The organism is Acinetobacter sp. YH18001 (assembly GCF_013416975.1).
GTDB lineage: Bacteria > Pseudomonadota > Gammaproteobacteria > Pseudomonadales > Moraxellaceae > Acinetobacter > Acinetobacter pseudolwoffii.
The window spans coordinates 1-22,065 of sequence record NZ_VPEU01000023.1; the positions used below are offsets into that span (position 1 = coordinate 1).

Below are 22,065 nucleotides of genomic sequence, written 5' to 3' on the forward strand. Positions count from 1 at the left end.
CTTTTTCTACGACACAAACGGACAAATCATTTAAGTTGTTTTCAATTGCAAGTTGACGGATTTTGATCGCAGCAGATAGACCCGCAGGGCCTGCGCCGACGATGACGACGTCAAACTCCATCGATTCTCTTGTTATATCTTCCATAATATAAAATCCAGTTTCGCTATACGATATTTATAGCATTATCCAGATGGCTTATGAAGTCTAATTTTTGTTTTTTATAGGGATAGATTTTGAGAGTCTTGGATTGCTGTAGAATGAATAGAATTGAAAAGATCCGGTTCAATATTAGAAAACGGTTTAATTATTATTGGCTGCAACAAATAAAAAGAGCGACCTAAGCCGCCCGAATGAGAGGTTTTACTTACATATTATTCAGGTTCATGGCAATACTATTCACCATGTGAATCAGACGCGGGCCAATTTCATTTTCCAGTTTTTCCTGATTTAGCAAATAACTTGGTGCACCACAGTTAAAAGTTAAAATACCATGTTTGGGATGAATCAAAGGAACGGCCACAGAGTTCACATCTTTGGCCCAGTCTCCGAGAGATAAACAATAACCATAATCCTGATAATCGCGAATGGCGCGTTCTAGATTTCGTTTAATTGTTGTCCATTGATCTTCATTTCTTTTTTTAATGGCATCAAATAAATATTCACGTTCTTTCACGTCCATCGCCGCCAGACATGCACGCCCCATGGCACTCGAATGAATTGGTAAAGTTGAACCCACTGAACGGCGCATGGTTAAAGTCGTATCTGTATGTACCACTTCCAGATAGATCATATTGAGACGGTCACGTGTTGCCATTGCCACTGGCGCCTGGGCATAACGTGACATTTCTTCCATAAATGGATAGGCCTGGGTTCGCGCAGAAATATTGCTTAAGGCAGAATAGCCCAGAGCCAGTACACCGACATCGAGTAAATATTTAGTCGTATTTGGAAGTTGTTTCAGATAGCCTAAAGATACCAGCGTACTGGTAATACGCGCCACGGTTGGCTTTGGTAAATTGGTCATTTGTGCAATTTCTTGATTGCCCAACAACTGATTGGTCGCAGAAAAGCATCTTAGAATCTCAAGGCCACGCGCAATAGACGCAATAAATTGGGGATTGTTTTCGCGATGAATATGCGAGATCGGATCTAAGCGAATTTCATCAAAATTAGGTATTTCACCTGTTTTATTTTTAGTCATGGTCTACAGAAATAGAGAAGTAAATTAATGAATATCATAGCAACTTAGTTTCACGATACAAAATAAAACATTTAAATTGTAGATGAATTATATGAGTAACGACTAAATATTATTCTATCTCATGTCTAAATGCTGCTATACAGAGTAAATAACTGCAAAAAATAGTGAAGCTATTTTTAAAATAAAGCCTTTAAATAAACAATAAATTTTACCACTTTTTAAGCTCTCATCTCTGGTCAGCTCCTTATAGAAAGCAGCGTTAGTAAAGCGAAATTTAAAAAGCAATAATTTCGTATTGTGAAATATTATTCTATATAAAATCCATTTTAAAGCCAGATAAATTTCGTTTTTTTATAAAAAATAAATTTTTTGACGAATTTGCTTGCTGAATTTTTATTTTTATGGTTATTTATTTCGTAATACGAAACTAAAAATAAAACGGTAAAGGAATTTACCCAGACCATATACATGGAGATTCATATGATTCGCGATCCGGAAATGCTCGATCAACTTCTGTCTACGATTCGAGATTTTGTAAAAAATGAACTGGTTCCTCTCGAACATGAAGTAGAAGAGAACAATGCCATTCCTGAACATATTGTGGAGCAGATGAAAGAACTGGGTTTGTTTGGTCTGACGATTCCAGAAGAATACGGCGGTTTAGGCATTACCATGGAAGAGGAAATTCTGGTTGCGATGGAATTAGGCCGGACATCGGCTGCATTCCGTTCTCTAATCGGGACCAACAACGGTATTGGTTCAAGTGGCATCGTCATTGATGGTACAGAAGAGCAAAAACAGAAATATTTACCGCGTTATGCAACCGGCGAAATCATTGGTTCTTTCTGTTTGACTGAGCCAGATTCCGGTTCAGATGCTGCATCTTTAAAAACCAATGCGGTAAAAGATGGCGATTATTATGTTTTAAATGGCACCAAACGTTTTATTACCAATGCGCCACGTGCAACGACATTTACAGTCATGGCACGCACCAATCCAGAAATCAAAGGCGCCAGTGGCATTTCAGCATTTCTGGTAGAAGCGGGCACACCGGGCTTGAGCCTAGGCAAAATTGATAAAAAAATGGGTCAACATGGTTCTTATACCTGCGATGTTATTTTCGATAATTGCCGGGTGCATAAAGACCAGCTGATTGGTGGTGTTGAAGGCGTTGGTTTCAAGACAGCCATGCGCGTTCTGGACAAAGGCCGTTTACATATTGCCGGCTATAGCGTGGGTATGGCAGAGCGTATGCTGGAAGATGCCTTAAATTATGCGGTAGAACGCAAGCAGTTTGGTCAGGCTATTGCAAATTTTCAGCTGATTCAGGGCATGTTGGCAGATTCTAAAGCTGAAATTTATGCAGCCAAATGTATGGTGCTGGATGCAGCCCGACTGCGTGATGCCGGTCAGAATGTGACGACGGAAGCCTCTTGCGCCAAAATGTTTGCCACTGAAATGTGTGGTCGTGTTGCTGACCGCTGTTTACAGATTCATGGTGGAGCAGGCTATATCAGTGAATATTCAATTGAACGTTTTTACCGTGATGTGCGTTTGTTCCGTTTATATGAAGGCACGACACAAATCCAGCAAATTATTATTGCACGTGAAATGATTAAACAGGCCACAGCCTAAACATATAATTTTTAAAATAGGGAAATATAAAAATGACGACTAAAACTAGATTTGATTGGCAAGACCCGTTCCTGATTGAACAGCAGCTCAGCTCAGAGGAACGTATGATCCGTGATGCGGCAGCAGCATATTGTCAGGACAAGCTGATGCCACGCGTATTAGAACAGTTCCGTCATGAAAAAACCGATCCGGCCATTTTTCGTGAGATGGGCGAGCTTGGTTTACTGGGCCCCACTATTCCAGAACAGTATGGTGGTGCTGGTTTAAATTATGTCAGCTATGGTCTGATTGCACGCGAAGTTGAGCGTGTTGATTCAGGCTATCGTTCAATGGCCAGCGTACAAAGCTCTTTGGTAATGGTGCCGATTAACGAATTTGGTTCTGAAGAGCAAAAGCAGAAATACTTACCAAAACTAGCGACTGGTGAATATATTGGTTGCTTCGGCCTGACTGAACCGGATCATGGTTCTGATCCGGGCAGCATGATTAGCCGTGCCAAAAAAGTGGATGGCGGTTACCGTCTCACCGGCGCAAAAATGTGGATTACCAATAGTCCGATCGCGGATGTATTTGTGGTCTGGGCCAAAGAAGTTTCTGCCGAAGGTAATGTCGGTGACATTCGCGGATTTATTCTGGAAAAAGGCTGGGAAGGGCTGTCTGCACCTGCGATCCATGGCAAAGTCGGTTTACGTGCCTCGATCACCGGTGAAATTGTGATGGATAATGTCTTTGTCCCTGAAGAAAATGCATTTCCAGAAGTGCGTGGCTTGAAAGGTCCATTTACCTGCCTCAACAGTGCCCGTTACGGGATTGCCTGGGGTGCGATGGGTGCAGCAGAATTTTGCTGGCATACCGCACATCAATACACCATGGACCGTAAACAGTTTGGCCGTCCATTGGCAGCAAACCAGCTGATCCAGAAAAAACTGGCCGATATGCAAACTGAAATTGCCCTTGGTTTACAGGTCGCATTACGTTTTGGTCGCATGAAAGATGAAGGTATCGCGTCAGTTGAAGGAACTTCGCTGATCAAGCGTAATAACTGCGGTAAGGCCCTGGATATTGCACGTCTGGCACGTGACATGATGGGTGGTAACGGGATTTCTGATGAATTTGGTGTAGCCCGTCATCTGGTTAATCTGGAAGTCGTGAATACCTATGAAGGTACTCATGATGTACATGCCCTGATTTTAGGACGTGCACAAACCGGCATCGCTGCATTTTGTAACTAAGTCTAGCTATAACATCTAGCCAGCACATGCTGGCTAGAGCGCCGACTATTTGCTGCCGTTTGTTTGCAAATACCAGGTTTTCTATAAGATATTCAATTAAAATCAAGTGGAAACATGCACATAAATTAAATACCCGATAGGCAGATGATAGGATTATCACCCTGTTTCACTATATCTTTCATATAAATAATTACGTGAAAGATAAAAGTTATAAAAGCACCGGAATGCTCAAAATATTTTAAGGACGCCATGAATACGATCAGTGCGCAACACCCTCATTTGGAAAATGATAACCAACCCAAGCAAAGAGTCTGGATTCTGGCCTTTATCTTCTCATTTTTGGCATTACTGGTTGATGGTGCTGATATTGCATTATTAGCCTACAGTCTGACCAGTCTGAAACAAGAGTTTTCATTAAGTAATATGCAGGCCGGTGCTTTAGGAAGCTGGACGCTTGCAGGCATGGCTATCGGCGGTTTTTTTGGTGGCTGGGCTTGTGACCGTTTTGGCCGGGTTCGTGTGATCGTCATTGCCATCGCATTGTTTTCTTCATTAACTTTCTGGTTAGGATTCGTGGAAAGTTATGATCAGTTCAAATGGCTGCGCTTTACGTCTGCAATTGGACTAGGTGCTCTATATATTGCCTGTAATACCCTCATGGCAGAGTATGTACCCACCAAATATCGCTCTACAGTATTAGCAACGCTTATGACTGGCTGGACTTTAGGCTCGGTGGTCGCAACTGTTCTGGCTGGATGGCTATTGCCTGAATTTGGCTGGCGATACCTCTATTATATTGCCATTATCCCGATTGTACTGGCCTTCGCGATGTACTTCTTGGTGCCTGAACCGAAAGCCTGGTTAGAAGCACGTCAGGCCCACCTGGATGCAAAAGTCAGTGGCATTGTTCAGGAAAAGCCCAAGAACACTTTCAAAATGATTTTTGAAGATGCACTTAGCCGCCGCATGTTTATCCTCTGGTCCTTCAGTACCGCATTTTTACAGTTTGGCTATTATGGAGTCAGCAACTGGCTACCAGCCTATTTAGAGACTGACCTGGGAATCAAGTTTAAAGAAATGACTATGTATATGATCGGAACTTTTCTGATCATGATGTGTACCAAAGTTATTGCCGGTTTTATCGCTGACCGGATTGGCCGTCGTGCGGTATTTGCTTTCGGCACCATGGGTACTGCGATTTTTATCCCTGTGATTGTCTTTGGTAATACGCCAGATAACATTCTCTGGCTGATGTTATTTTTCGGTTTTCTCTATGGTATTCCATACGGTATTAATGCGACTTACATGACAGAAAGCTTCTCCACCAAAGTACGTGGAACAGCAGTGGGTGGTGCCTATAACGTCGGCCGACTGGGTGCTGTATTTGCACCTCTTACCATTGGCTATTTTGCTCAAGGAGGCTCAATTGGTACGGGTTTACTGATTATGGGCATTGCCTATTTTCTTTGTGGCCTGATACCCGCTTTCTTTATTAAAGACCGCTTATTTGATCCGCAAAAGGCAGATTAATCTGCACTTGCAATATAGATAGAACATGCTAGGAAGCAATATGATGAATAAAATCACGCAGGATATCGAGACAGTACTCAAGCAAATTCCTGATGGTGCGCACATTATGACCAGTGGTTTTGGCCTGGCAGGTCAGCCGGTAGAATTAATCGAAGCATTAATTGACCTGGGTCCTAGAGACTTAACCATTATTAACAACAATGCTGCTTCTGGAGATCGTGGTCTAACCAATCTGCTGTTGTCTGGACTGGTTAAAAAAATGATCTGTTCATTCCCACGGGCCAATAACTCAACCGTCTTTGAAGATCTGTACAAGGCCGGAAAAGTTGAACTGGAACTAGTGCCACAAGGTAATCTGGCCTGCCGTATTCAGGCAGCCGGTGCTGGCTTAGGGGCTGTTTTTACTCCAACCGGTTTTGGTACCAAGATAGCTGAGGGTAAAGAAACCCGAAATATCAATGGAAAAGACTATGTGCTGGAATATCCGATTCATGCAGATTATGCCTTTGTGTATGCCAATCAGGCAGATCAGTGGGGCAACTTGACCTACCGTAAGGCAGCACGGAATTTTGGTCCGATCATGGCCAAAGCAGCAAAAACCACCATTGCACAAGTGCATCAGATTGTGGAACTGGGAGAGCTTGATCCAGAGATCATCGTAACGCCGGGAATTTTTGTACAGCATGTGGTCAAAGTTGGAGATATTAAATAATGAATATTCAAAAACGTACACGTGAACAGATTGTGGCTAAAGTGGCACAAGACATTCCAACTGGCTCTTTTGTAAATTTGGGTATTGGTTTGCCGACACGTGTAGCAGGTTATTTAAAACCTGAGCAGGAGGTAATTCTGCACTCAGAAAATGGCGTTTTAGGTTTTGCTGCATTGAGCGATCCTGAACAGGCGGATGATGACCTGATTAACGCCGGTAAAGAACTCGTAAGCATGTTGCAAGGCGGAAGCTTTATGAATTCTGCCGACTCTTTCGATATCATGCGAGGCGGGCATCTGGATATCTGTATCATGGGGGCTTTTCAGGTCGCTATTAATGGTGATCTAGCGAACTGGCATACTGGTAATGCTGATGCTGTACCTGCTGTAGGCGGGGCAATGGATCTGGCAGTAGGTGCTCGCTGTGTCTATGTCTGCATGGAACATGTGACCAAAAACGGTGAAGCAAAAATTGTTGAAGAACTGAGTTATCCTTTAACAGGTAAACATTGTGTCAACCGTATTTATACCGATCTCTGTGTGATTGAATTAAAAGACAATCAGGCTCAGGTTATTGAAATAGTGGATGGCTTAAGTTTTGAAGAATTGCAACGGCAGACTGGCTGTAAATTAGTGGACAGTCGTCAACAAGCAGCCTAAAAATAAGTCCGCAATATTCTGATTGAGTAAAAGTATAGTTTTAGATCACAGCTTCGGCTGTGATTTTTAAATTTTAGAATTATTATCAAATACACGTAATATTGACCATATTTCCGCATTTTAAAGATATAAATACAAACTTTTGCTAATGATTATTTTAATAATAAGTCTAAAATGTTAACAAGCTAAGGAAGGTGATAGTCTGAATGAATAATAATTGTGATGATCAAGAAATTTTTCATATTTTTAATCTGATTGGTCGCCATACTGAACTTAAGCCTATCCTTGATGTCATTAGCCAGTGGCTTGAATCGCGTATACCAGATGCGCTTGTCACCATTATGCTCTATAACGACGACACCCAAACTTTAAACGTTATAAGCGGCAAACAGCATTTTTCAAAAGAGTACTGTAATGCTATTCAAGATTTGAAAATTGGGCCAAATCAAGGGTCGTGTGGCGTAGCTGCCTTTTTACGTCAGTTGGTCATTACTCCGAATTTAATGAAAGACCCAAACTGGCAGCCTTACCGTGCTTTAGTAAACGCAGAAAAATTGTCTAGCTGCTGGTCTATGCCGATTATTAATGCTTCAGATATTCTGTACGGAACGTTTGCCACCTATTATCGAACACCAAAAATACCGACTGAACATCATATTCAGCTTTTACAGCAAGCGGCAAAATTAGTTGCGCTCGCAATTGAGCTTGATCAGGAACGTCAAAAAAGACATGAGCTTAATGAAAAATACAGCTCATTTTATACCTATCATCCAGATATCATTTTTGAACTTGACATACAGGGACATGTGCTTAATACCAATATTGCTTGCGAAGAAATTACTGGTTTTTCTAAAGCACAAATTCATGGTCAGCACTATTGTGCCTTCGTACCGCCCGAATTCCATGAACTTGCTAACGTGTCATTTTCAGAAGCGGAACAAGGTAAAGCTCAACATTATGAACTTCCAATTTATAATGTTACTGGAGATATTTTATGGCTGGATTTGACCAATTTACCGATTATACAAAATCAGAAAGTTACCGGCGTTATTGGCATTGCGCGGGATATTACTTTATCCCGTAAAAACAAGGAGGATCTGCGTTTATTAAAACGGGGAGTAGAAGCCAGTCCGAATAGCCTTTTTATTACCGATGTTTCAGAAGAAAGGTTAATGGTGTATGTGAACCCGGCTTTTCTCAAGCTCACAGGCTATACAGAAACAGAAGTATTAGGGCAAGGCTGTTTTTTCTTGCAGGGTCCAGATACTGATCCGGATCAAATTTCATTACTCAAGCAAGCAGTCAAAAAACAAAAAGAAATTCAGGTCACCATAAAAAGTTATTGTAAAGATGGCAGCTGGTTCTGGAACCGTTTAACCCTAGGTCCTATTTTTGATCAGACTGGAACCTGTACCCATTTTCTAGGAATTCAGGAAGATATTACCCAGCAACTTATTCACGAAGAATATATCCGGCATCAGCATACCCATGATTATTTAACCGGCTTGCCGAACCAGCATGCATTTAAGCAAATTCTGGAAAATATTTTTGAAGTACAGCATGAGAGTTCAGAACCTTTGGTGCTGCTATATATAGACCTGGATGACTTTAAAAATATTAATGACAGCTTGGGTCATCTGGTGGGGGATCAGATTCTTAAAAGTGTGGGTGAGCGGCTGCAAAAATTTATTCAAGACGATAACGTGCTATGCCGCTTTGCTGAAGATGAGTTTATCTTACTGCTTTCAGGAATATATGAGTCATCTGAAGTGGAGGCGATCGCTGGAGAAATTCTTGAGCTTCTTTCCATACTTTTTGTTATTGATCAGTACAAAATACATTTAAGTGCCAGTATTGGTATTGTGGCGGATGACAGCTCAATCCAGCATTCATCTGAACTGATCTATCAGTCGGTCTTGGCAATGCAGGAAGCCAAAAGACAGGGGCGTAATATCTGGCAGTGGTATGAAAAAAACAAAATGCAGCCTGTCGCAGAAATAGATTATACCAATCTGCGTCTGGAACTCATGGAAGCGATCAATCAGGAAAATTTCGACCTGTTCTATCAGCCGCTGGTTCATCCTGAAACTGGACATGTAACAGGTGTGGAAGCCTTAATCCGTTGGTGTCATCCGCAACAGGGTTATATTTCCCCAGCAATTTTTATCCCTCTTGCAGAAAGAACCGGGCAGATTATTAGTGTAGGCCAGTGGGTGCTGGAAAAAGCCTGCGTAGATATTGCTGCATGGAACAAGCAGCACAATCGTCAGATCACCGTATCGGTCAATATTTCTCCGCTCCAATTCCGCAGGGCAGGTTTCCTGCAAATACTTAAACATGTCCTTGCAAGCAGTCAATTGCCTCCGGAACTGCTCAAAATTGAGATTACCGAAGGGGTGATTATTAATGGCGCAGATCGCACCATTGAAATTTTGAAAACGGTACGTGCTTTAGGTGTTCAAGTCGCGATTGATGACTTTGGGACCGGCTATTCAAGCCTGAGTTATCTACGGCGCCTACCGATCAACCAGATCAAGCTAGATCGGAGTTTTATCGAGGAACTGACACTGGATGATCAGAATGCTGCAATTGTTCAATCCATCATTCATCTGGCCCATCAGCTTGATTTAGATGTTGTGGCTGAAGGTGTGGAAACCTTGAATCAAGCCCAATTACTTTATCAACAAGGCTGTGATTTACTACAAGGCTTTTTTTATGCGAAACCTGCGCCTTTAACTGAATTAAAGCCTCTTTATTTATCCATGGAATCTGATCATCCGCAAAGAAATTAAAAATTCAAGGTGAAAGTACAGTGATTAAGGTCTGGGCTGGATATTCACCAAATTGTGTTTTTGATTCAGGTCATAATAATTAATTACAAACATCAGCAAGGCAAATAGAAAACCGAGTGCTACACAGGCCGGCCAGCCATAGATTTTCCATAAACTTAAAGACAGAAATGCACCAAGCCCGGCACCAGAAAAATAACAGGTCATGTAGATGGCATTAATACGCGAGCGGGCTTGGACTGAAAGCCGATAGACCAGATTCTGGTTGAGTACATGTAAAGATGAAATGCCAAAATAGGCAATCATCAGGCCCAGAATATATAACCATAAACTGCGCTGTGCAAAAGCCAGGGGAATCCAGGCCAAAATCAGTCCAGCTGTCGCGAGCTGTGCCAGCCACTTCTCCCGATGGCGGCCAATCATTTTCCCCGTCCATTGTGAAGACCAGATCCCGATTACCCCCACGACGCCCATCAGACCAATCTGGAAGTCATTAAAATGGTAGGGTGCTTCTGCCAGAATAAAAGTCATGGTGGTAAAAATGATGCTCAGCATTCCAAAACCCAGACCGCCGATAAGACTCCGTCGCATCAACATCGGCTCGGTCTTGGCAAAGGTAAATAAGGAATAATAGATCTGTAAAATGCTCATCTGTAACTGGCTTTTCGCTTTGGGTAACTGATACCACATCGCAATACTTAAAAGTAAAATGGCGCAACCACTTAATAAGTACACGGCATGCCAGGACCATAAGGTAGAAATCATTCCTGATACAGTTCGGGCAAACAGGATACCGACCAGAACACCACTCATCAGCAGACCCACCACTTCGGCACTTTTTTCACGCTGCGATAAATTGGCGGCAAAAGGAATCAGAATCTGGGTGCTAATAGAACAAAATGAGGCAAGCAGGGTAAAGCCATACAGCATCTGCAAATTACTGCTGGCAGACAGTCCGATCAGTGCCAGGCCGGTACAGCACATCAGGCTACAGATATATAAACGCTTTTCAAATAAATCACCCAGAGGCACAAACAAAAACAGACCGGCTGCATAGCCAATCTGAGTCAGGACCACTGTCCAGCCAGACTGCGCCACACTTATATTTAAGTCCTGGGCAATCGAATAAATTAAGGGCTGGTTAAAGTAATTACAACCTGCGCAGAGCGCGCAGGTCATGGCCATCATAAACATGAAACGGCGTGAGGGTTGCCCTTGGGCTGACATCCTTGTCTCCTCAGACTTTAGAAGCGATAGGTCGCTGATAAATTTACCCGTGAAATATCAGCTTCTTTGGCATCAAAGGTTTCGCGTTTACCATGATGATATTCCGCGCCCAGATTGATATTCGGAACTGGAGAATAAATCACATTGGCCACATAGTCGGTTAAGCGTTTATTACTTTCCGGATTTGCTCTTGCATATTCACTTGAGTCATCAAAGTCGACCAGACTGCCGGAAATGCTGCTCCGCCATTTTGGTGTGAACTTATGGGTAAAGCCGATATTCAGACTGTTAAATGAATTCAGTAAAAGTTCATCATTCGCAGTATCAACTGAATAATCACCACCCCAGGCTGCGCCATCGGCGGTCGAGCCCTGAACTAAATAGGCCGCAATCCGCTGATCCCCGACGATATGAAAATAATTGCCCTGAACCGAGTTTTTATCATCAATAAGATAGCGTCCACCAACGCCCACGCCCCAGCCGATTTTATTAATATCACCTGTATCCGTTTGAGCCTGCTTTTCATTGACAAAGCCTTGTGCCAATAAATGTAAGGGACCAGACTGATGCACATATTTGCTGGTGAATGCCGGTAAGGCAGATGAGCGGTCGCCACTTGCCATATATTCCAGGCCGACATTCCAGGTATTTTCCGGATCAAGTTTGAAAGCATAACTGACTTGAGGCGTACGCAGAACCGAACCGCCGAGCAGTAAACTGTAGTCTACTGCTTCTGTACTGATTTCAGGTGTAGACATCAGTGACCAGGCCTGACCAAAAGTCCAGTTATAATATTTAAAATGGGCATGACGAATGCGTAATCCGCCATCACCTTTACCATTATTGGTCCAGAAGTCAGCTTCTACACGTGCCGATACATTTGGATTACCGCCAATATCTTTGGCCAGAAAACCAATCCGGCTGGCTGCTAAAGTGAAATCTGAACGTACCGAATCCGGTTCAGTAAAAGGTACTTTATTGATCTGGTTAATGGTACGGCCACGCGTTTCGGTAGTGCTCTTAAAATCTACTGCGCCATCCAGACGGATCAAGCCATAAACATCGACATTATCAAGCATTGAACCTAAAGTCTTGGCGTCTGCAGTTTTAGTTTGTTCCTGTTGGGCTTTTAAGGACAACTGGGCTGCTTTTTGTTGTTGCAGCTCAGCCTGAATTTGCTTTAATTGCGTTTCTAAAAACTCGATACGATCAGGAGAAACCTCTGCTGAAAATGCCTGTGCTGATGCGATACTGCACAGCGTAACTAATACTATTTTTTTCATTTCTTAATCCCTAAAGAAATTTTCAGATGTAAATAAGGAAAGCGCTTTCCTTTTGATTGCCTTAATTTTTAAATTTAAATAAAGGTGATTTTGACTTTCGAAGCATGAATATCGTGCTCGTCAAATGAGCAATATTCTGTTCAGCTAACAACAGATATTGGCTTGCAAGGTCAAAAAAGATGAAGTGTGAGGAGGGTGGTTTGTTGAGCCGCCCTCCAGGTGGTCAGTTATTCTGCTTTTTGTGGATCGTATAAACGGTCTTTAATAAACAGGGCAGGAATCAGGCCACACAGGAAATAAGCTGCACCCATCACCATCAGGCCGGTTCCGATTGAACCATGCATCGCCAGATAACCGATGGTGATTGGAGCAAAAACAGCACCAATTCGGCCAATATTAAATGCACCGCCTACAGCAGTACCGCGCACCCCGGTCGGAAAGCTTTCAGTTAAATACGTTGCATTAATGGCATAAGGAATACCGTACAGGAAACCGAAGATCAGCATTAAGACACCAATATTTTCAGGGGTATGCAGATATACCACCACTGGAATAAAAATCGCGGTGCCCATGGTGCCAAAAGCAAATACGATGCGGCGGCCAATTTTATCTGCCACATAGCCGGCAATCACTTTGGCAAAGATCATGGTCAGGAAAGTACCGACCATATAAAGGGCCATTTCCTTGAACTTGATGCCTAATTCAGCTTCCAGATATGTCGGTAACCAGTTGCTTACTCCAAAATAACCGAACAGCAGGAAACCGGAACTGAAAGACCACAAGATAAACATTTTGCCATGGGTCTTGTCTTTCAGAATGGTGACATATGGATTGCCTTTTTTGGCATCATTATCCACGATCTGACCCGTACGCTTCATTTCACGGACACGTTTCCATGATTCTGGCTCAGGCACCATAAAGTGCATCAAGACACCCAGTGCCAGTGGTGCAATGGTAATCCAGTACAGCATACGCCAGCCAAACTCGGGAATAATCCAGCCAGACAGCAGGGTAATCACCAGCGAGCCCAAGGTAAAACCGGTCATGAGTGTGGCCAATACTGTGGTACGGTATTTGGTTGGCACATATTCAGACATCAAGGTGTTGCAGGCAATATATAAACAGCCTAAACCCAGACATGAAAGCGTACGCAAAATTGCAAATTCAGTATAAGACTGGGCAAAACCTGAATAGGCAGACAGTAGGGAGAAGGTGATGGTTGCCAGTACAATCACACGAACCCGTCCAAATCGATCACAGGCCCATCCACCGACAAACCCGCCAATCCCCATACCCAATAAAGACCAGCTGCCTAAAGCACCCGCCTGCATCGAGCTTAAACCCCATTCTGCTTTTAAACTAGTCAGGCTGAAAGCCAAAATACCAATATCCGCACCGTCACACAGCAAGATCAGGAAAGCAAAGATAAAAGCTGTAATCCACAGGCGTTTTGGTGCCTGTTTAATGGTGTCCTCGGAAGAGACAGGTGTTTTATTGTCTCCTGTGACGATCGTGTCGCTTGTCATTCTTATATCCTCTATTTATTAAAAACAGCATTCCTATGCTGCCACTACATCCATTTTATTCCTCACGGAAACGTATTTTCCTTGATCTAAGGAGATTGCTTCTGTTTGCCTGAGCCGTATCCACCATCCGGCTGCAGTGATTTTTTCAATTTCCAGGCTGAAAAATCAGCATTTACTGAGGATTTATGTTTCACAAATCAATATTTAGTTTTGCTCTGTGGTTATTTTTTACTTAAATAAACAACCAAATTACATTTAAAATATTTAATTCCGTATTGCGAAATCAATTAATCATAAAATTACTAGCCAAACAAGAGTTTTTACTCTATTTTTAGTAAAAAATAACTTATTAGAGTTTATGGACTAAAAAAACTTGATTTAATGACCTAAAAATCATATGTTTTATACAAAATAAAGTTTCGCTATACAAAATAAATGGAGATTATAATGGAACAGGTCGTTCAAATAGAGCAAATCTCGACGCATGTGGCGATGGTTAAAATTCATCGGCCTGAAGCAAAAAATGCCTTGAATACAGAAGTACGTCAGAAACTTGCTGCTGCTTTTCTACAGCTCAATGATGATGAAAATATCCGTGCCATTATTCTCACTGGGGGCGAAACAGACTTTGCCGCAGGGGCCGACCTGAAAGAATTAGCGACTGCTGAAACTATCCAGATGATGCAGCGCCGTACTGAACGTTACTGGCAGGCTATTGCCCAGTGTTCAAAACCGGTGATTGCCGCTGTAAACGGATATGCACTGGGGGGTGGCTGTGAACTGGCAATGCATGCTGACATTATTATTGCCGGAAAAAGTGCCCAGTTCGGTCAACCGGAAGTGAAAGTTGGCGTGATGCCGGGTGCAGGTGGCACTCAACGTTTATTCCGTGCAGTGGGTAAATTTCATGCCATGCGCATCATCATGACCGGTTGTCTGGTACCTGCGCCGGAAGCTTATCAAATTGGCCTGGTCTCTCAAGTGACCGAGGACAATGAAACCCTTGCCACTGCCATCAAGATGGCCGAAGGTCTGGCAAAATTACCGCCAATTGCCTTGGAGCAAATCAAGGAAGTGGCATTACTGGCCGAAGATGTGCCGCTCAATGCCGGACTTAGCCTGGAACGTAAGTCTTTCCAGATGCTGTTTTCTTCAGAAGACCAGAAAGAAGGCATGCAGGCCTTTATTGAAAAACGTAAACCGAATTATCAGGGACGATAAGCATGAGCATTCAAATTCAGAAAATCGGTATTATTGGTGTCGGCACCATGGGTGCAGGCATTGCCCAGATTGCCATTCAGTCTGGGCATGATGTGGTGTTATTTGATGCCAAAGCCGGTGCAGCCGAACAGGCGCAGGAAAAACTGGCTAAAACACTGAATACACTGGCCGATAAAGGCAAGTTTAGCCACGAAAAAGCAGCTGAAGATATTGCCCATTTATCAATCGCGCAGCAGCTAGAAGACTTGAAAGATTGTGATCTGATTGTTGAAGCGATTATCGAAAATCTGGAAATCAAGCAAAAGCTGATGCAGCAACTGGAAGCGCTTGTAAAACCGGAAGCCATTCTGGCATCGAATACCTCTTCATTATCGATCAGTGCCATTGCTGCCAATTGCAGTCAGCCGGAACGTGTGGCCGGCTATCATTTTTTTAATCCGGTACCACTGATGAAAGTGGTGGAAGTGATCGAAGGCTTCAATACCCGCGCTGATATTGTGCAAGCCTTGACTCAATTATCTACCAAGATGGGACATCGCCCGGTCAAAGCCAAAGATACCCCAGGATTTATCATTAACCATGCCGGTCGGGCCTTTGGCAGTGAAGCCTATGCCATTCTGAATGAAAATGTCACGCCATTTTATGAGATTGACCGGATTTACCGCGATGGGATCGGTTTTAAAATGGGACCTTTTGAGCTAGGCGATCTGACCGGTATGGATGTATCGCATCCGGTGAGTGAATCGATTTATCACCAGTATTATGAAGAAGCACGTTACCGTCCAAGTGTGATTACCCGTCAACGCTTTATTGCCAAACAGCTCGGTCGTAAAACCGGTAAAGGCTTCTATGATTACACTTCAGGTAGCAAAGTAGGTGATGTGGCTCCAACACTGGTTGAAAAGCTCGATCACTATCCAGCAGTCTGGCTAGGCACAGAATATAGTGAAGATCGTCAGGCGCTTGAGCAGTATCTGCAACAGTTCAATATTCAGATCGAACAAACTGAAACACCTTCGGCAGATGCCTTAATCTTAATTGCCACTTATGGTGAAGATGCAACTTCAGCCGCTGTCCGTTATCAGGTGACACCTCAGCAAGTGGTCTGCATCGACCTGCTCTATGGTCTGAATAAACATCGCACTTTAATGCCAACTCTTGTGACCAAGCCTGAACTGACTCATGCCGCACAATCGATTTTTAATCTGGATGGCGTGACTGCGAGCACAATTCAGGAAAGTGTCGGCTTTGTGGCGCAGCGTGCTTTGGCGATGATTGTGAACCTTGGTTGTGATATTGCCCAGCAAGGCGTAGCTACGGTAGAAGACATTAACATTGCCGTGAAATTAGGCCTCGGTTATCCGCATGGCCCAATTGAATGGGGTGATGTATTGGGTGCTGAAAAAATCCTGAAAATTCTGGATCGCATGACCGCGATTACCCGTGACCAGCGCTACCGTCCAAGTCCTTGGCTGCGTCGCCGTGTTCAGCTCGGTTTAGCACTTGTCCATAGCACACATTAATTAAAAAGTTAAAGGAATAACATTCATGTTAAATGCATATATCTATGATGGGTTACGTTCACCAATTGGTCGCCATGCAGGAAGTCTGGCAAGTGTCCGTCCAGATGATCTGGCAGCAACCGTAATTAGAAATCTGCTGGAAAAAACCGGTATTCCGGCAGCAGATGTAGAAGATGTCATCTTTGGCAGCACCAATCAGGCCGGTGAAGATAGCCGTAATGTGGCACGTTTTGCAGCATTGTTAGCCGGTATGCCGGTCACTGTGCCCGGACAGACCATCAACCGTCTATGTGCTTCGGGTCTAGGGGCAGTGATTGATTCGGCGCGCGCGATTACCGCAGGCGAAGGTGAGCTGTATATTGCCGGTGGTGTAGAAAGCATGTCACGTGCGCCTTTTGTGATGGGTAAAGCAGAAAGCGCGTATTCACGTGAGGCCAAAATTTATGATACGACCATTGGTACCCGTTTTCCGAACCGGAAATTCACTGAACAGTTTGGCGCACACAGCATGCCGGAAACTGGTGATAATGTGGCTGAAGAATTTGGTATTTCACGTGAACAGGCAGATACTTTCGCCGCTGCATCACAGGCAAAATATCAGGCAGCAAAAGAAGCAGGTTTCTTTGCAGGTGAAATTACTCCAATTGAAGTTTCTCAAGGACGAAAATTGCCGCCTAAACAGGTCACTGAAGATGAGCATCCACGTGCTTCTTCAACATTTGAAGCATTATCCAAGTTAAAACCGCTATTTGAAGGTGGGGTGGTGACTGCGGGGAATGCATCAGGTATCAATGACGGCGCTGCAGCACTGATGATCGGCAGTGAAAAAGTTCAGGAACAGTACGGCTTAAAACCTCTGGCGCGGATCCTGTCTTCAGCCGCGGCTGGGATTGAGCCACGCATCATGGGTGCAGGTCCAATTGAAGCAATCAAAAAAGCCGTAAAACGTGCAGGCTTAACGCTGGACGATATGGACATTATCGAGATCAATGAAGCATTTGCCAGTCAGGTATTGTCTTGCCTGAAAGGTCTGGATGTTGCTTTTGATGATCCGCGTGTCAACCCAAATGGTGGCGGAATTGCGATTGGCCATCCACTGGGCTGTTCGGGTGCGCGTTTGGCTTTAACCGTTGCGCGTCAGTTACAGCGTACCGGTAAAAAATATGCCGTGATCAGCCTGTGTATTGGTCTGGGTCAAGGCTTGGCAATGGTGATTGAAAACCCTGAAGCAGCTTAACCGCTTGAGTTATTACCTTCATGCCATGTATAGATGATATGCATGGCATTTTTTATTGCGCTATTTATATAGATAGAGAAATAAAAATCCCTGCACATGCAGGGAATGTTTAAATCAGTTCAAAGACTATTTGCGTCCAGTCACCAATAAAGTCGCTGAACCAAAGGCATAAACTTTACCTTCTTTATCGACAATCCGGCCTTCTGAAGTGAGTACATTACGTCCGATCCGGATGACTTCACCAATGGCAGTATAGGTTTCACCACTTTTCATGGCTTTCAGCATTTTCACATTCAGATCGATGGTCGAAAAACTTACCCCGGCATCAACCGTCGTATGCACGGCAGCACCGGTCGCACTGTCTAAAACCGTTGCACAAAAACCGCCATGAATCCCACCTTGTAAATTGTAATGGCGCTGATCGGGGCGTACTTCATATTCCACATAGTTCTCACGCACCAACGTTAGACGCATGGGAATAATTTCACTCATGGCTGAACTGGAAATTTCCCCATTCTTGATGGCAGTGAGATATTCAAGTCCGTTTAATTGTGATGTTGGCATAGCAACTCCTTGTAATGATTTATTTCGCCTTATGAAATAATATTCTGTTTTTCTAAAATTATGATATAACAGATAGTGATCAAAATGCTATATTTTTCCAGGATGGAATCATGACAATAAAAACTCTGGTTACAGATGCTGAATGGCAGGCACGTTGTGAGCTTGCAGCGCTTTATCGCATTATTGCGCATTACCGGATGACCGACCTGATTGATACCCATATCAGTTTAAGAGTGCCCGATCAGCCAGACTGCTTTCTGATTAATCAGTATGGCGTCGCTTTTGAAAAAATGCGTGCCTCAACGCTGGTCAAGATCAATCATGCAGGACAGGTCGTAGAAAGCTATGAACAGGACAAGCCGGTGAATATGGCTGGCTTCGTGATCCACTCCGCAATTCACGAAGCACATCCTCATCTGAATTGCGTCATTCATACACATACCGCAGATGGGATAGCCGTTTCTGCCCAGAAACATGGACTTCTGCCAATTTCCCAGCATGCGCTGAAATTTTATCAGCAGTTGGCCTATCACGAGTATGAAGGCGTGGCACTGTCAACAGATGAGCAGGAACGCCTGATTGAGGATTTAGCTGGTCATCGTGCCATGATTTTACGTAATCATGGCCTATTAACGGCTGGCGAAACCATTGCACGGGCTTTTCATGAAATTTATTTTCTGGAGCGCGCCTGTCAGGCACAGGTCAAGGCTTTAAGTGGCGGTGCTGAATTACATTATCCAAGTGAAGACGTGCGGATTAAAACCGCCAAACAGTTCGCCAGTCCGTTGGTAGAACCGATTTTACAGCGTGCCTGGCAGGCTGCTTTATCCCTGATTGAGCATCAATATACGGAGTATGCATCATGATTGTGATTTCCAGTACTGTGCCGAACATTGAAGCCATTCTGGTCAAGTCTTTTCAGAAATATGCCCCTGAGGACAGTTTTTGTACAGTGGACAGCCCGGAAGCAGAGCAGGCGACCACGGCCGCCTGCTGGTTTCCAGATCTGGAGAAATTGCAGCAGCTTCCAAAACTTGGCCTGATCCATTCGATTGCGGCCGGGGTCGAGCATTTAAACTTGAATGAGATACGACCGGATCAAGCCGTGTGCCGGGTACTCGATCCGCATCATCAAAAAGGCATGTTTGATTATCTGCTTTGGGGTGTGCTGTATTTTCAGCGTTATTTTGACCGCATGATTCAGCAACAAAAGCAGCAGCTATGGAAGCAGTATCGTCAGAGTTATAGCCAGCATATCCAGATCGGAATTATGGGCCTTGGGCATATGGGGGCTTATGTAGCAGAACGTTTTGCCGACATGGGCTATCAGGTCTCGGGCTGGGCCAATTCCCCGAAAGAGATTAAACAGGTTAAAAGCTATGTCGGTTCAGAACAGTTGTCCGATTTCCTGGCTCAAAGCCAGATCCTGATTAACCTGTTGCCACTTACAGAAGAGAATACCGGCATTCTATCTACTGAATTATTCCAGCAACTCCCTGAACAGGCAGCTCTCATTCAGGTCGGGAGAGGCCAGCATTTAATCGAACAGGATTTATTGAAGGTGCTGGATTCAGGTCATCTACGAGGTGCAATTGTCGATGTGTTTGAACAGGAGCCACTGCCTGCCGAGCATCCATTCTGGCAGCATGAAAAAATTATCGTAACCCCACATGTGGCCTCACATGCGCCGATGTCGGTAGTGGTGGAACAGATTCTGGAGAATGACCGCCGTTTCAAGCAGGGTCTGGAGTTGTGTCATCAGGTAGATGTCAACAAAGGTTATTAATTGTAGGGATACAGATAAAAATAAGGAGATTGCGAATGTGGGATACGATTCAAACTCAGGTTCAGCAAGGCATCGCGACTTTAAGCTTTAACCGCCCGGAGTCACTTAACAGTTTTAACCGGAAAATGCATGAGGAAGTGCAGCAGGTGCTGAAAAGCTGGAATACAGATCCGGATATACGGGTGATTGTGATTCGTGGCAATGGTCGGGCCTTTTCAGCGGGACAGAACTTAAAAGAACGTGCCGGACAGCTCGGCAAGGTGCCTTTGCCACCACAAGGTTCGCTGGCCAAATATTATAATCCCTTGATTAAGCTGATCCGTGAGAGTCCCAAACCGGTGATTGCAGCAGTAAATGGAGTTGCTGCCGGTGCAGGTGCCAATATCGCGCTGGCCTGTGATCTGGTCATTGCCAAGGAAAGTGCCCGATTTATTCAGGCCTTTTCCAAAATCGGCTTGATTCCCGATGCTGGTGGCACCTGGATGTTGCCACATTTAATCGGTTATGCACGTGCCATGGCACTGACTTTACTCGGTGAACCCTTACATGCCAAAGAGGCTGCCGAAATGGGCATGATCTGGAAAATGCTTCCAGATACAGAATTTGATGTTTATATCGACGACATTACACAGCGACTGGCACAACAGCCGACTTATGCACTGGCTTTAACCAAACAGGCCTTGCAACGCAGTGCTGAAAATACCATCGACCAGCAACTGGAGCTGGAACAAAACCTGCAATATCTGGCGCTAAACAGTCAGGATTATAAAGAAGGCGTCCAGGCTTTTTTCGAAAAACGCCCTGCACAATTTACCGGATGCTAAGGAGAGCTTGCATGAACATTCAGACCCGTATAACCGAGCTTTTAGGGATTCGCTATCCGATTATTCAGGGTGGCATGATGTGGGTCGGTACAGCGGAAATGGCCAGTGCTGTATCTAATGCTGGCGGCTTGGGAACATTAACGGCACTAACGCAACCAACGCCAGAAGCACTGGTCAAGGAAATTGCACGTTGCCGTGACATGACTGATCAGCCTTTTGCGGTGAATCTGACTTTATTACCCGCTGTGAATCCGCCGCCGTATGCCGAATATCGACAGGCCATTATTGAAAGCGGTATCAAGATCGTAGAAACAGCAGGCAATAAGCCACACGAACATATTGAGGCATTTAAACAGCATGGCATCATTGTGATTCATAAATGTACCTCGGTTCGTCATGCACTTTCAGCGCAAAGAATCGGTGCGGACGTGATCTCGATTGACGGTTTTGAATGTGCCGGGCATCCGGGTGAAGATGATATTCCTGGCCTGATCCTGATTCCTGCGGCAGCAGATCAGCTTACTGTACCGATTGTGGCCAGTGGCGGTTTTGCTGATGGTCGTGGTCTGGTCGCAGCATTGGCTTTGGGTGCAGAAGGCATCAATATGGGCACACGCTTTTGTGCGACTCAGGAAGCGCCAATCCATCCGAACATCAAACAGTTTTATGTCGACAATGATGAAAGGGCGACACATCTACTGTATCGGCAGTTTAGAAATACTGCGCGTGTTGCCAAAAATGCAGTATCTGAGCTGGTGGTGAAAATGAGTGAAGATCCAGGTCTGGAGTTTGAACAGATTCGTCCCTATGTCAGTGGTTTAAAAGGCAAGCTTGCGCTGGAAAATGGCGATGTAGATGCGGGCGTACTGACCGCTGGACAGGTGATGGGATTGATTCATGATATTCCGACCTGTCAGGCGCTGATTGACAATATCATGCAGGATGCCGAGCAGATTATTTATCAACGTTTGGCTCAATTTTTCCCGCGCTAGATCATCTAAGCGTTATCACTCAATAAAAAGCCATTCAAGCATGAATGGCTTTTTTTCATGTTGAATATTTTTATTTTTTAAATAGGAAATTTCACAGAATGACTAGATTTTATACTGGGACTT

Annotated in this window: 19 protein-coding genes; 13 read left to right on the top strand and 6 right to left on the bottom strand. The window is 44.1% G+C overall.

Annotated elements, in window-relative coordinates:
• Both FTV48_RS08850 and FTV48_RS08855 read right to left on the bottom strand, forming a co-directional pair.
• Positions 1–145, bottom strand: a 145-nt coding sequence (locus FTV48_RS08850; protein ID WP_146050189.1) for an FAD-dependent oxidoreductase, incomplete at its 3' end; no start/stop codon positions are given.
• A gap of 220 nt (positions 146–365) precedes the next feature.
• Positions 366–1,202, bottom strand: a complete 837-nt coding sequence (locus FTV48_RS08855) for an IclR family transcriptional regulator (protein WP_005170895.1) — start codon at positions 1,200–1,202, stop codon at positions 366–368.
• Positions 1,203–1,682: 480 nt separating this feature from the next.
• On the opposite strand from FTV48_RS08855, the gene FTV48_RS08860 reads away from it, so the two are divergent.
• The 6 genes from FTV48_RS08860 (at position 1,683) to FTV48_RS08885 (ending at position 9,762) form a co-directional block, all read left to right on the top strand.
• Positions 1,683–2,837, top strand: coding sequence for an acyl-CoA dehydrogenase family protein (locus FTV48_RS08860; protein ID WP_074383164.1), 1,155 nt, complete (start codon positions 1,683–1,685; stop codon positions 2,835–2,837).
• 32 nt (positions 2,838–2,869) lie between these two features.
• Entirely contained in the window at positions 2,870–4,069 is a 1,200-nt protein-coding gene (locus FTV48_RS08865) for an acyl-CoA dehydrogenase (RefSeq protein WP_100354827.1), read from the top strand.
• A 249-nt stretch (positions 4,070–4,318) separates the two neighbouring features.
• Positions 4,319–5,599: an MFS transporter gene (locus FTV48_RS08870; RefSeq protein WP_180000062.1), complete on the top strand. Its 1,281-nt coding sequence runs from the start codon at positions 4,319–4,321 to the stop codon at positions 5,597–5,599.
• Between the two features lie 40 nt (positions 5,600–5,639).
• On the top strand, positions 5,640–6,311 hold the full coding sequence (locus FTV48_RS08875) for a 3-oxoacid CoA-transferase subunit A (protein ID WP_086044821.1): 672 nt from the start codon (positions 5,640–5,642) through the stop codon (positions 6,309–6,311).
• Positions 6,311–6,970: a 3-oxoacid CoA-transferase subunit B gene (locus tag FTV48_RS08880; protein WP_180000064.1), complete on the top strand. Its 660-nt coding sequence runs from the start codon at positions 6,311–6,313 to the stop codon at positions 6,968–6,970. The genes FTV48_RS08875 and FTV48_RS08880 overlap by 1 nt, the downstream gene beginning before the upstream one ends.
• A 206-nt stretch (positions 6,971–7,176) precedes the next feature.
• A complete protein-coding gene (locus FTV48_RS08885) occupies positions 7,177–9,762 on the top strand; it encodes an EAL domain-containing protein (protein ID WP_180000066.1) in 2,586 nt (861 codons plus the stop codon).
• A gap of 24 nt (positions 9,763–9,786) precedes the next feature.
• Here the strand turns inward: FTV48_RS08885 and FTV48_RS08890 are convergent, their stop codons facing one another.
• From FTV48_RS08890 to FTV48_RS08900, 3 genes are all read right to left on the bottom strand, one after another.
• Complete coding sequence (locus FTV48_RS08890; protein ID WP_005170915.1) at positions 9,787–10,986, bottom strand: MFS transporter; 1,200 nt, start codon at positions 10,984–10,986, stop codon at positions 9,787–9,789.
• A 17-nt stretch (positions 10,987–11,003) separates the two neighbouring features.
• Complete coding sequence (locus FTV48_RS08895) at positions 11,004–12,269, bottom strand: DcaP family trimeric outer membrane transporter (protein WP_180000068.1); 1,266 nt, start codon at positions 12,267–12,269, stop codon at positions 11,004–11,006.
• Positions 12,270–12,496: 227 nt separating this feature from the next.
• Complete coding sequence (locus FTV48_RS08900; protein ID WP_005170921.1) at positions 12,497–13,795, bottom strand: MFS transporter; 1,299 nt, start codon at positions 13,793–13,795, stop codon at positions 12,497–12,499.
• Positions 13,796–14,242: 447 nt separating this feature from the next.
• Here FTV48_RS08900 and FTV48_RS08905 point away from each other — a divergent pair, with 447 nt between their 5' ends.
• The 3 genes from FTV48_RS08905 to FTV48_RS08915 are packed head-to-tail and all read left to right on the top strand — an operon-like array spanning position 14,243 to position 17,776.
• Positions 14,243–15,016, top strand: a complete 774-nt coding sequence (locus FTV48_RS08905) for an enoyl-CoA hydratase (RefSeq protein ID WP_005170924.1) — start codon at positions 14,243–14,245, stop codon at positions 15,014–15,016.
• A 2-nt stretch (positions 15,017–15,018) separates the two neighbouring features.
• Positions 15,019–16,539 (top strand): 3-hydroxyacyl-CoA dehydrogenase, encoded by a 1,521-nt coding sequence (locus tag FTV48_RS08910; protein WP_100535109.1) that lies wholly within the window; start codon positions 15,019–15,021, stop codon positions 16,537–16,539.
• A 25-nt stretch (positions 16,540–16,564) separates the two neighbouring features.
• Positions 16,565–17,776: a 3-oxoadipyl-CoA thiolase gene (locus FTV48_RS08915; protein ID WP_005170929.1), complete on the top strand. Its 1,212-nt coding sequence runs from the start codon at positions 16,565–16,567 to the stop codon at positions 17,774–17,776.
• 126 nt (positions 17,777–17,902) lie between these two features.
• On the opposite strand, the gene FTV48_RS08920 is transcribed toward FTV48_RS08915, so the two are convergent.
• Positions 17,903–18,340, bottom strand: coding sequence for a PaaI family thioesterase (locus FTV48_RS08920; RefSeq protein ID WP_005170934.1), 438 nt, complete (start codon positions 18,338–18,340; stop codon positions 17,903–17,905).
• Between the two features lie 110 nt (positions 18,341–18,450).
• On the opposite strand from FTV48_RS08920, the gene FTV48_RS08925 reads away from it, so the two are divergent.
• The 4 genes from FTV48_RS08925 to FTV48_RS08940 are packed head-to-tail and all read left to right on the top strand — an operon-like array spanning position 18,451 to position 21,942.
• Positions 18,451–19,206 carry a class II aldolase/adducin family protein gene (locus tag FTV48_RS08925; protein ID WP_100328625.1) on the top strand — a complete coding sequence of 252 codons (756 nt, stop codon included), beginning with the start codon at positions 18,451–18,453 and terminating at the stop codon, positions 19,204–19,206.
• Positions 19,203–20,126, top strand: a complete 924-nt coding sequence (locus tag FTV48_RS08930; RefSeq protein ID WP_100328626.1) for a glyoxylate/hydroxypyruvate reductase A — start codon at positions 19,203–19,205, stop codon at positions 20,124–20,126. The genes FTV48_RS08925 and FTV48_RS08930 overlap by 4 nt, the downstream gene beginning before the upstream one ends.
• 35 nt (positions 20,127–20,161) lie before the next feature.
• Positions 20,162–20,950 carry an enoyl-CoA hydratase-related protein gene (locus tag FTV48_RS08935; protein ID WP_180000070.1) on the top strand — a complete coding sequence of 263 codons (789 nt, stop codon included), beginning with the start codon at positions 20,162–20,164 and terminating at the stop codon, positions 20,948–20,950.
• 11 nt (positions 20,951–20,961) lie between these two features.
• The gene (locus FTV48_RS08940) at positions 20,962–21,942 is read left to right on the top strand and encodes a nitronate monooxygenase family protein (protein WP_100535106.1); all 981 of its coding nucleotides are present in this window, start codon (positions 20,962–20,964) and stop codon (positions 21,940–21,942) included.
• Positions 21,943–22,065: the final 123 nt, after the last annotated feature.

Excerpts from the sequence above, each read along its gene's own strand:
- FTV48_RS08855 (WP_005170895.1), bottom strand. The coding sequence starts at position 1,202 with ATGACTAAAAATAAAACAGGTGAAATACCTAATTTTGATGAAATTCGC.
- FTV48_RS08860 (WP_074383164.1), top strand. The coding sequence starts at position 1,683 with ATGATTCGCGATCCGGAAATGCTCGATCAACTTCTGTCTACGATTCGA.
- FTV48_RS08865 (WP_100354827.1), top strand. The coding sequence starts at position 2,870 with ATGACGACTAAAACTAGATTTGATTGGCAAGACCCGTTCCTGATTGAA.
- FTV48_RS08870 (WP_180000062.1), top strand. The coding sequence starts at position 4,319 with ATGAATACGATCAGTGCGCAACACCCTCATTTGGAAAATGATAACCAA.
- FTV48_RS08875 (WP_086044821.1), top strand. The coding sequence starts at position 5,640 with ATGATGAATAAAATCACGCAGGATATCGAGACAGTACTCAAGCAAATT.
- FTV48_RS08880 (WP_180000064.1), top strand. The coding sequence starts at position 6,311 with ATGAATATTCAAAAACGTACACGTGAACAGATTGTGGCTAAAGTGGCA.
- FTV48_RS08885 (WP_180000066.1), top strand. The coding sequence starts at position 7,177 with ATGAATAATAATTGTGATGATCAAGAAATTTTTCATATTTTTAATCTG.
- FTV48_RS08890 (WP_005170915.1), bottom strand. The coding sequence starts at position 10,986 with ATGTCAGCCCAAGGGCAACCCTCACGCCGTTTCATGTTTATGATGGCC.
- FTV48_RS08895 (WP_180000068.1), bottom strand. The coding sequence starts at position 12,269 with ATGAAAAAAATAGTATTAGTTACGCTGTGCAGTATCGCATCAGCACAG.
- FTV48_RS08900 (WP_005170921.1), bottom strand. The coding sequence starts at position 13,795 with ATGACAAGCGACACGATCGTCACAGGAGACAATAAAACACCTGTCTCT.
- FTV48_RS08905 (WP_005170924.1), top strand. The coding sequence starts at position 14,243 with ATGGAACAGGTCGTTCAAATAGAGCAAATCTCGACGCATGTGGCGATG.
- FTV48_RS08910 (WP_100535109.1), top strand. The coding sequence starts at position 15,019 with ATGAGCATTCAAATTCAGAAAATCGGTATTATTGGTGTCGGCACCATG.
- FTV48_RS08915 (WP_005170929.1), top strand. The coding sequence starts at position 16,565 with ATGTTAAATGCATATATCTATGATGGGTTACGTTCACCAATTGGTCGC.
- FTV48_RS08920 (WP_005170934.1), bottom strand. The coding sequence starts at position 18,340 with ATGCCAACATCACAATTAAACGGACTTGAATATCTCACTGCCATCAAG.
- FTV48_RS08925 (WP_100328625.1), top strand. The coding sequence starts at position 18,451 with ATGACAATAAAAACTCTGGTTACAGATGCTGAATGGCAGGCACGTTGT.
- FTV48_RS08930 (WP_100328626.1), top strand. The coding sequence starts at position 19,203 with ATGATTGTGATTTCCAGTACTGTGCCGAACATTGAAGCCATTCTGGTC.
- FTV48_RS08935 (WP_180000070.1), top strand. The coding sequence starts at position 20,162 with ATGTGGGATACGATTCAAACTCAGGTTCAGCAAGGCATCGCGACTTTA.
- FTV48_RS08940 (WP_100535106.1), top strand. The coding sequence starts at position 20,962 with ATGAACATTCAGACCCGTATAACCGAGCTTTTAGGGATTCGCTATCCG.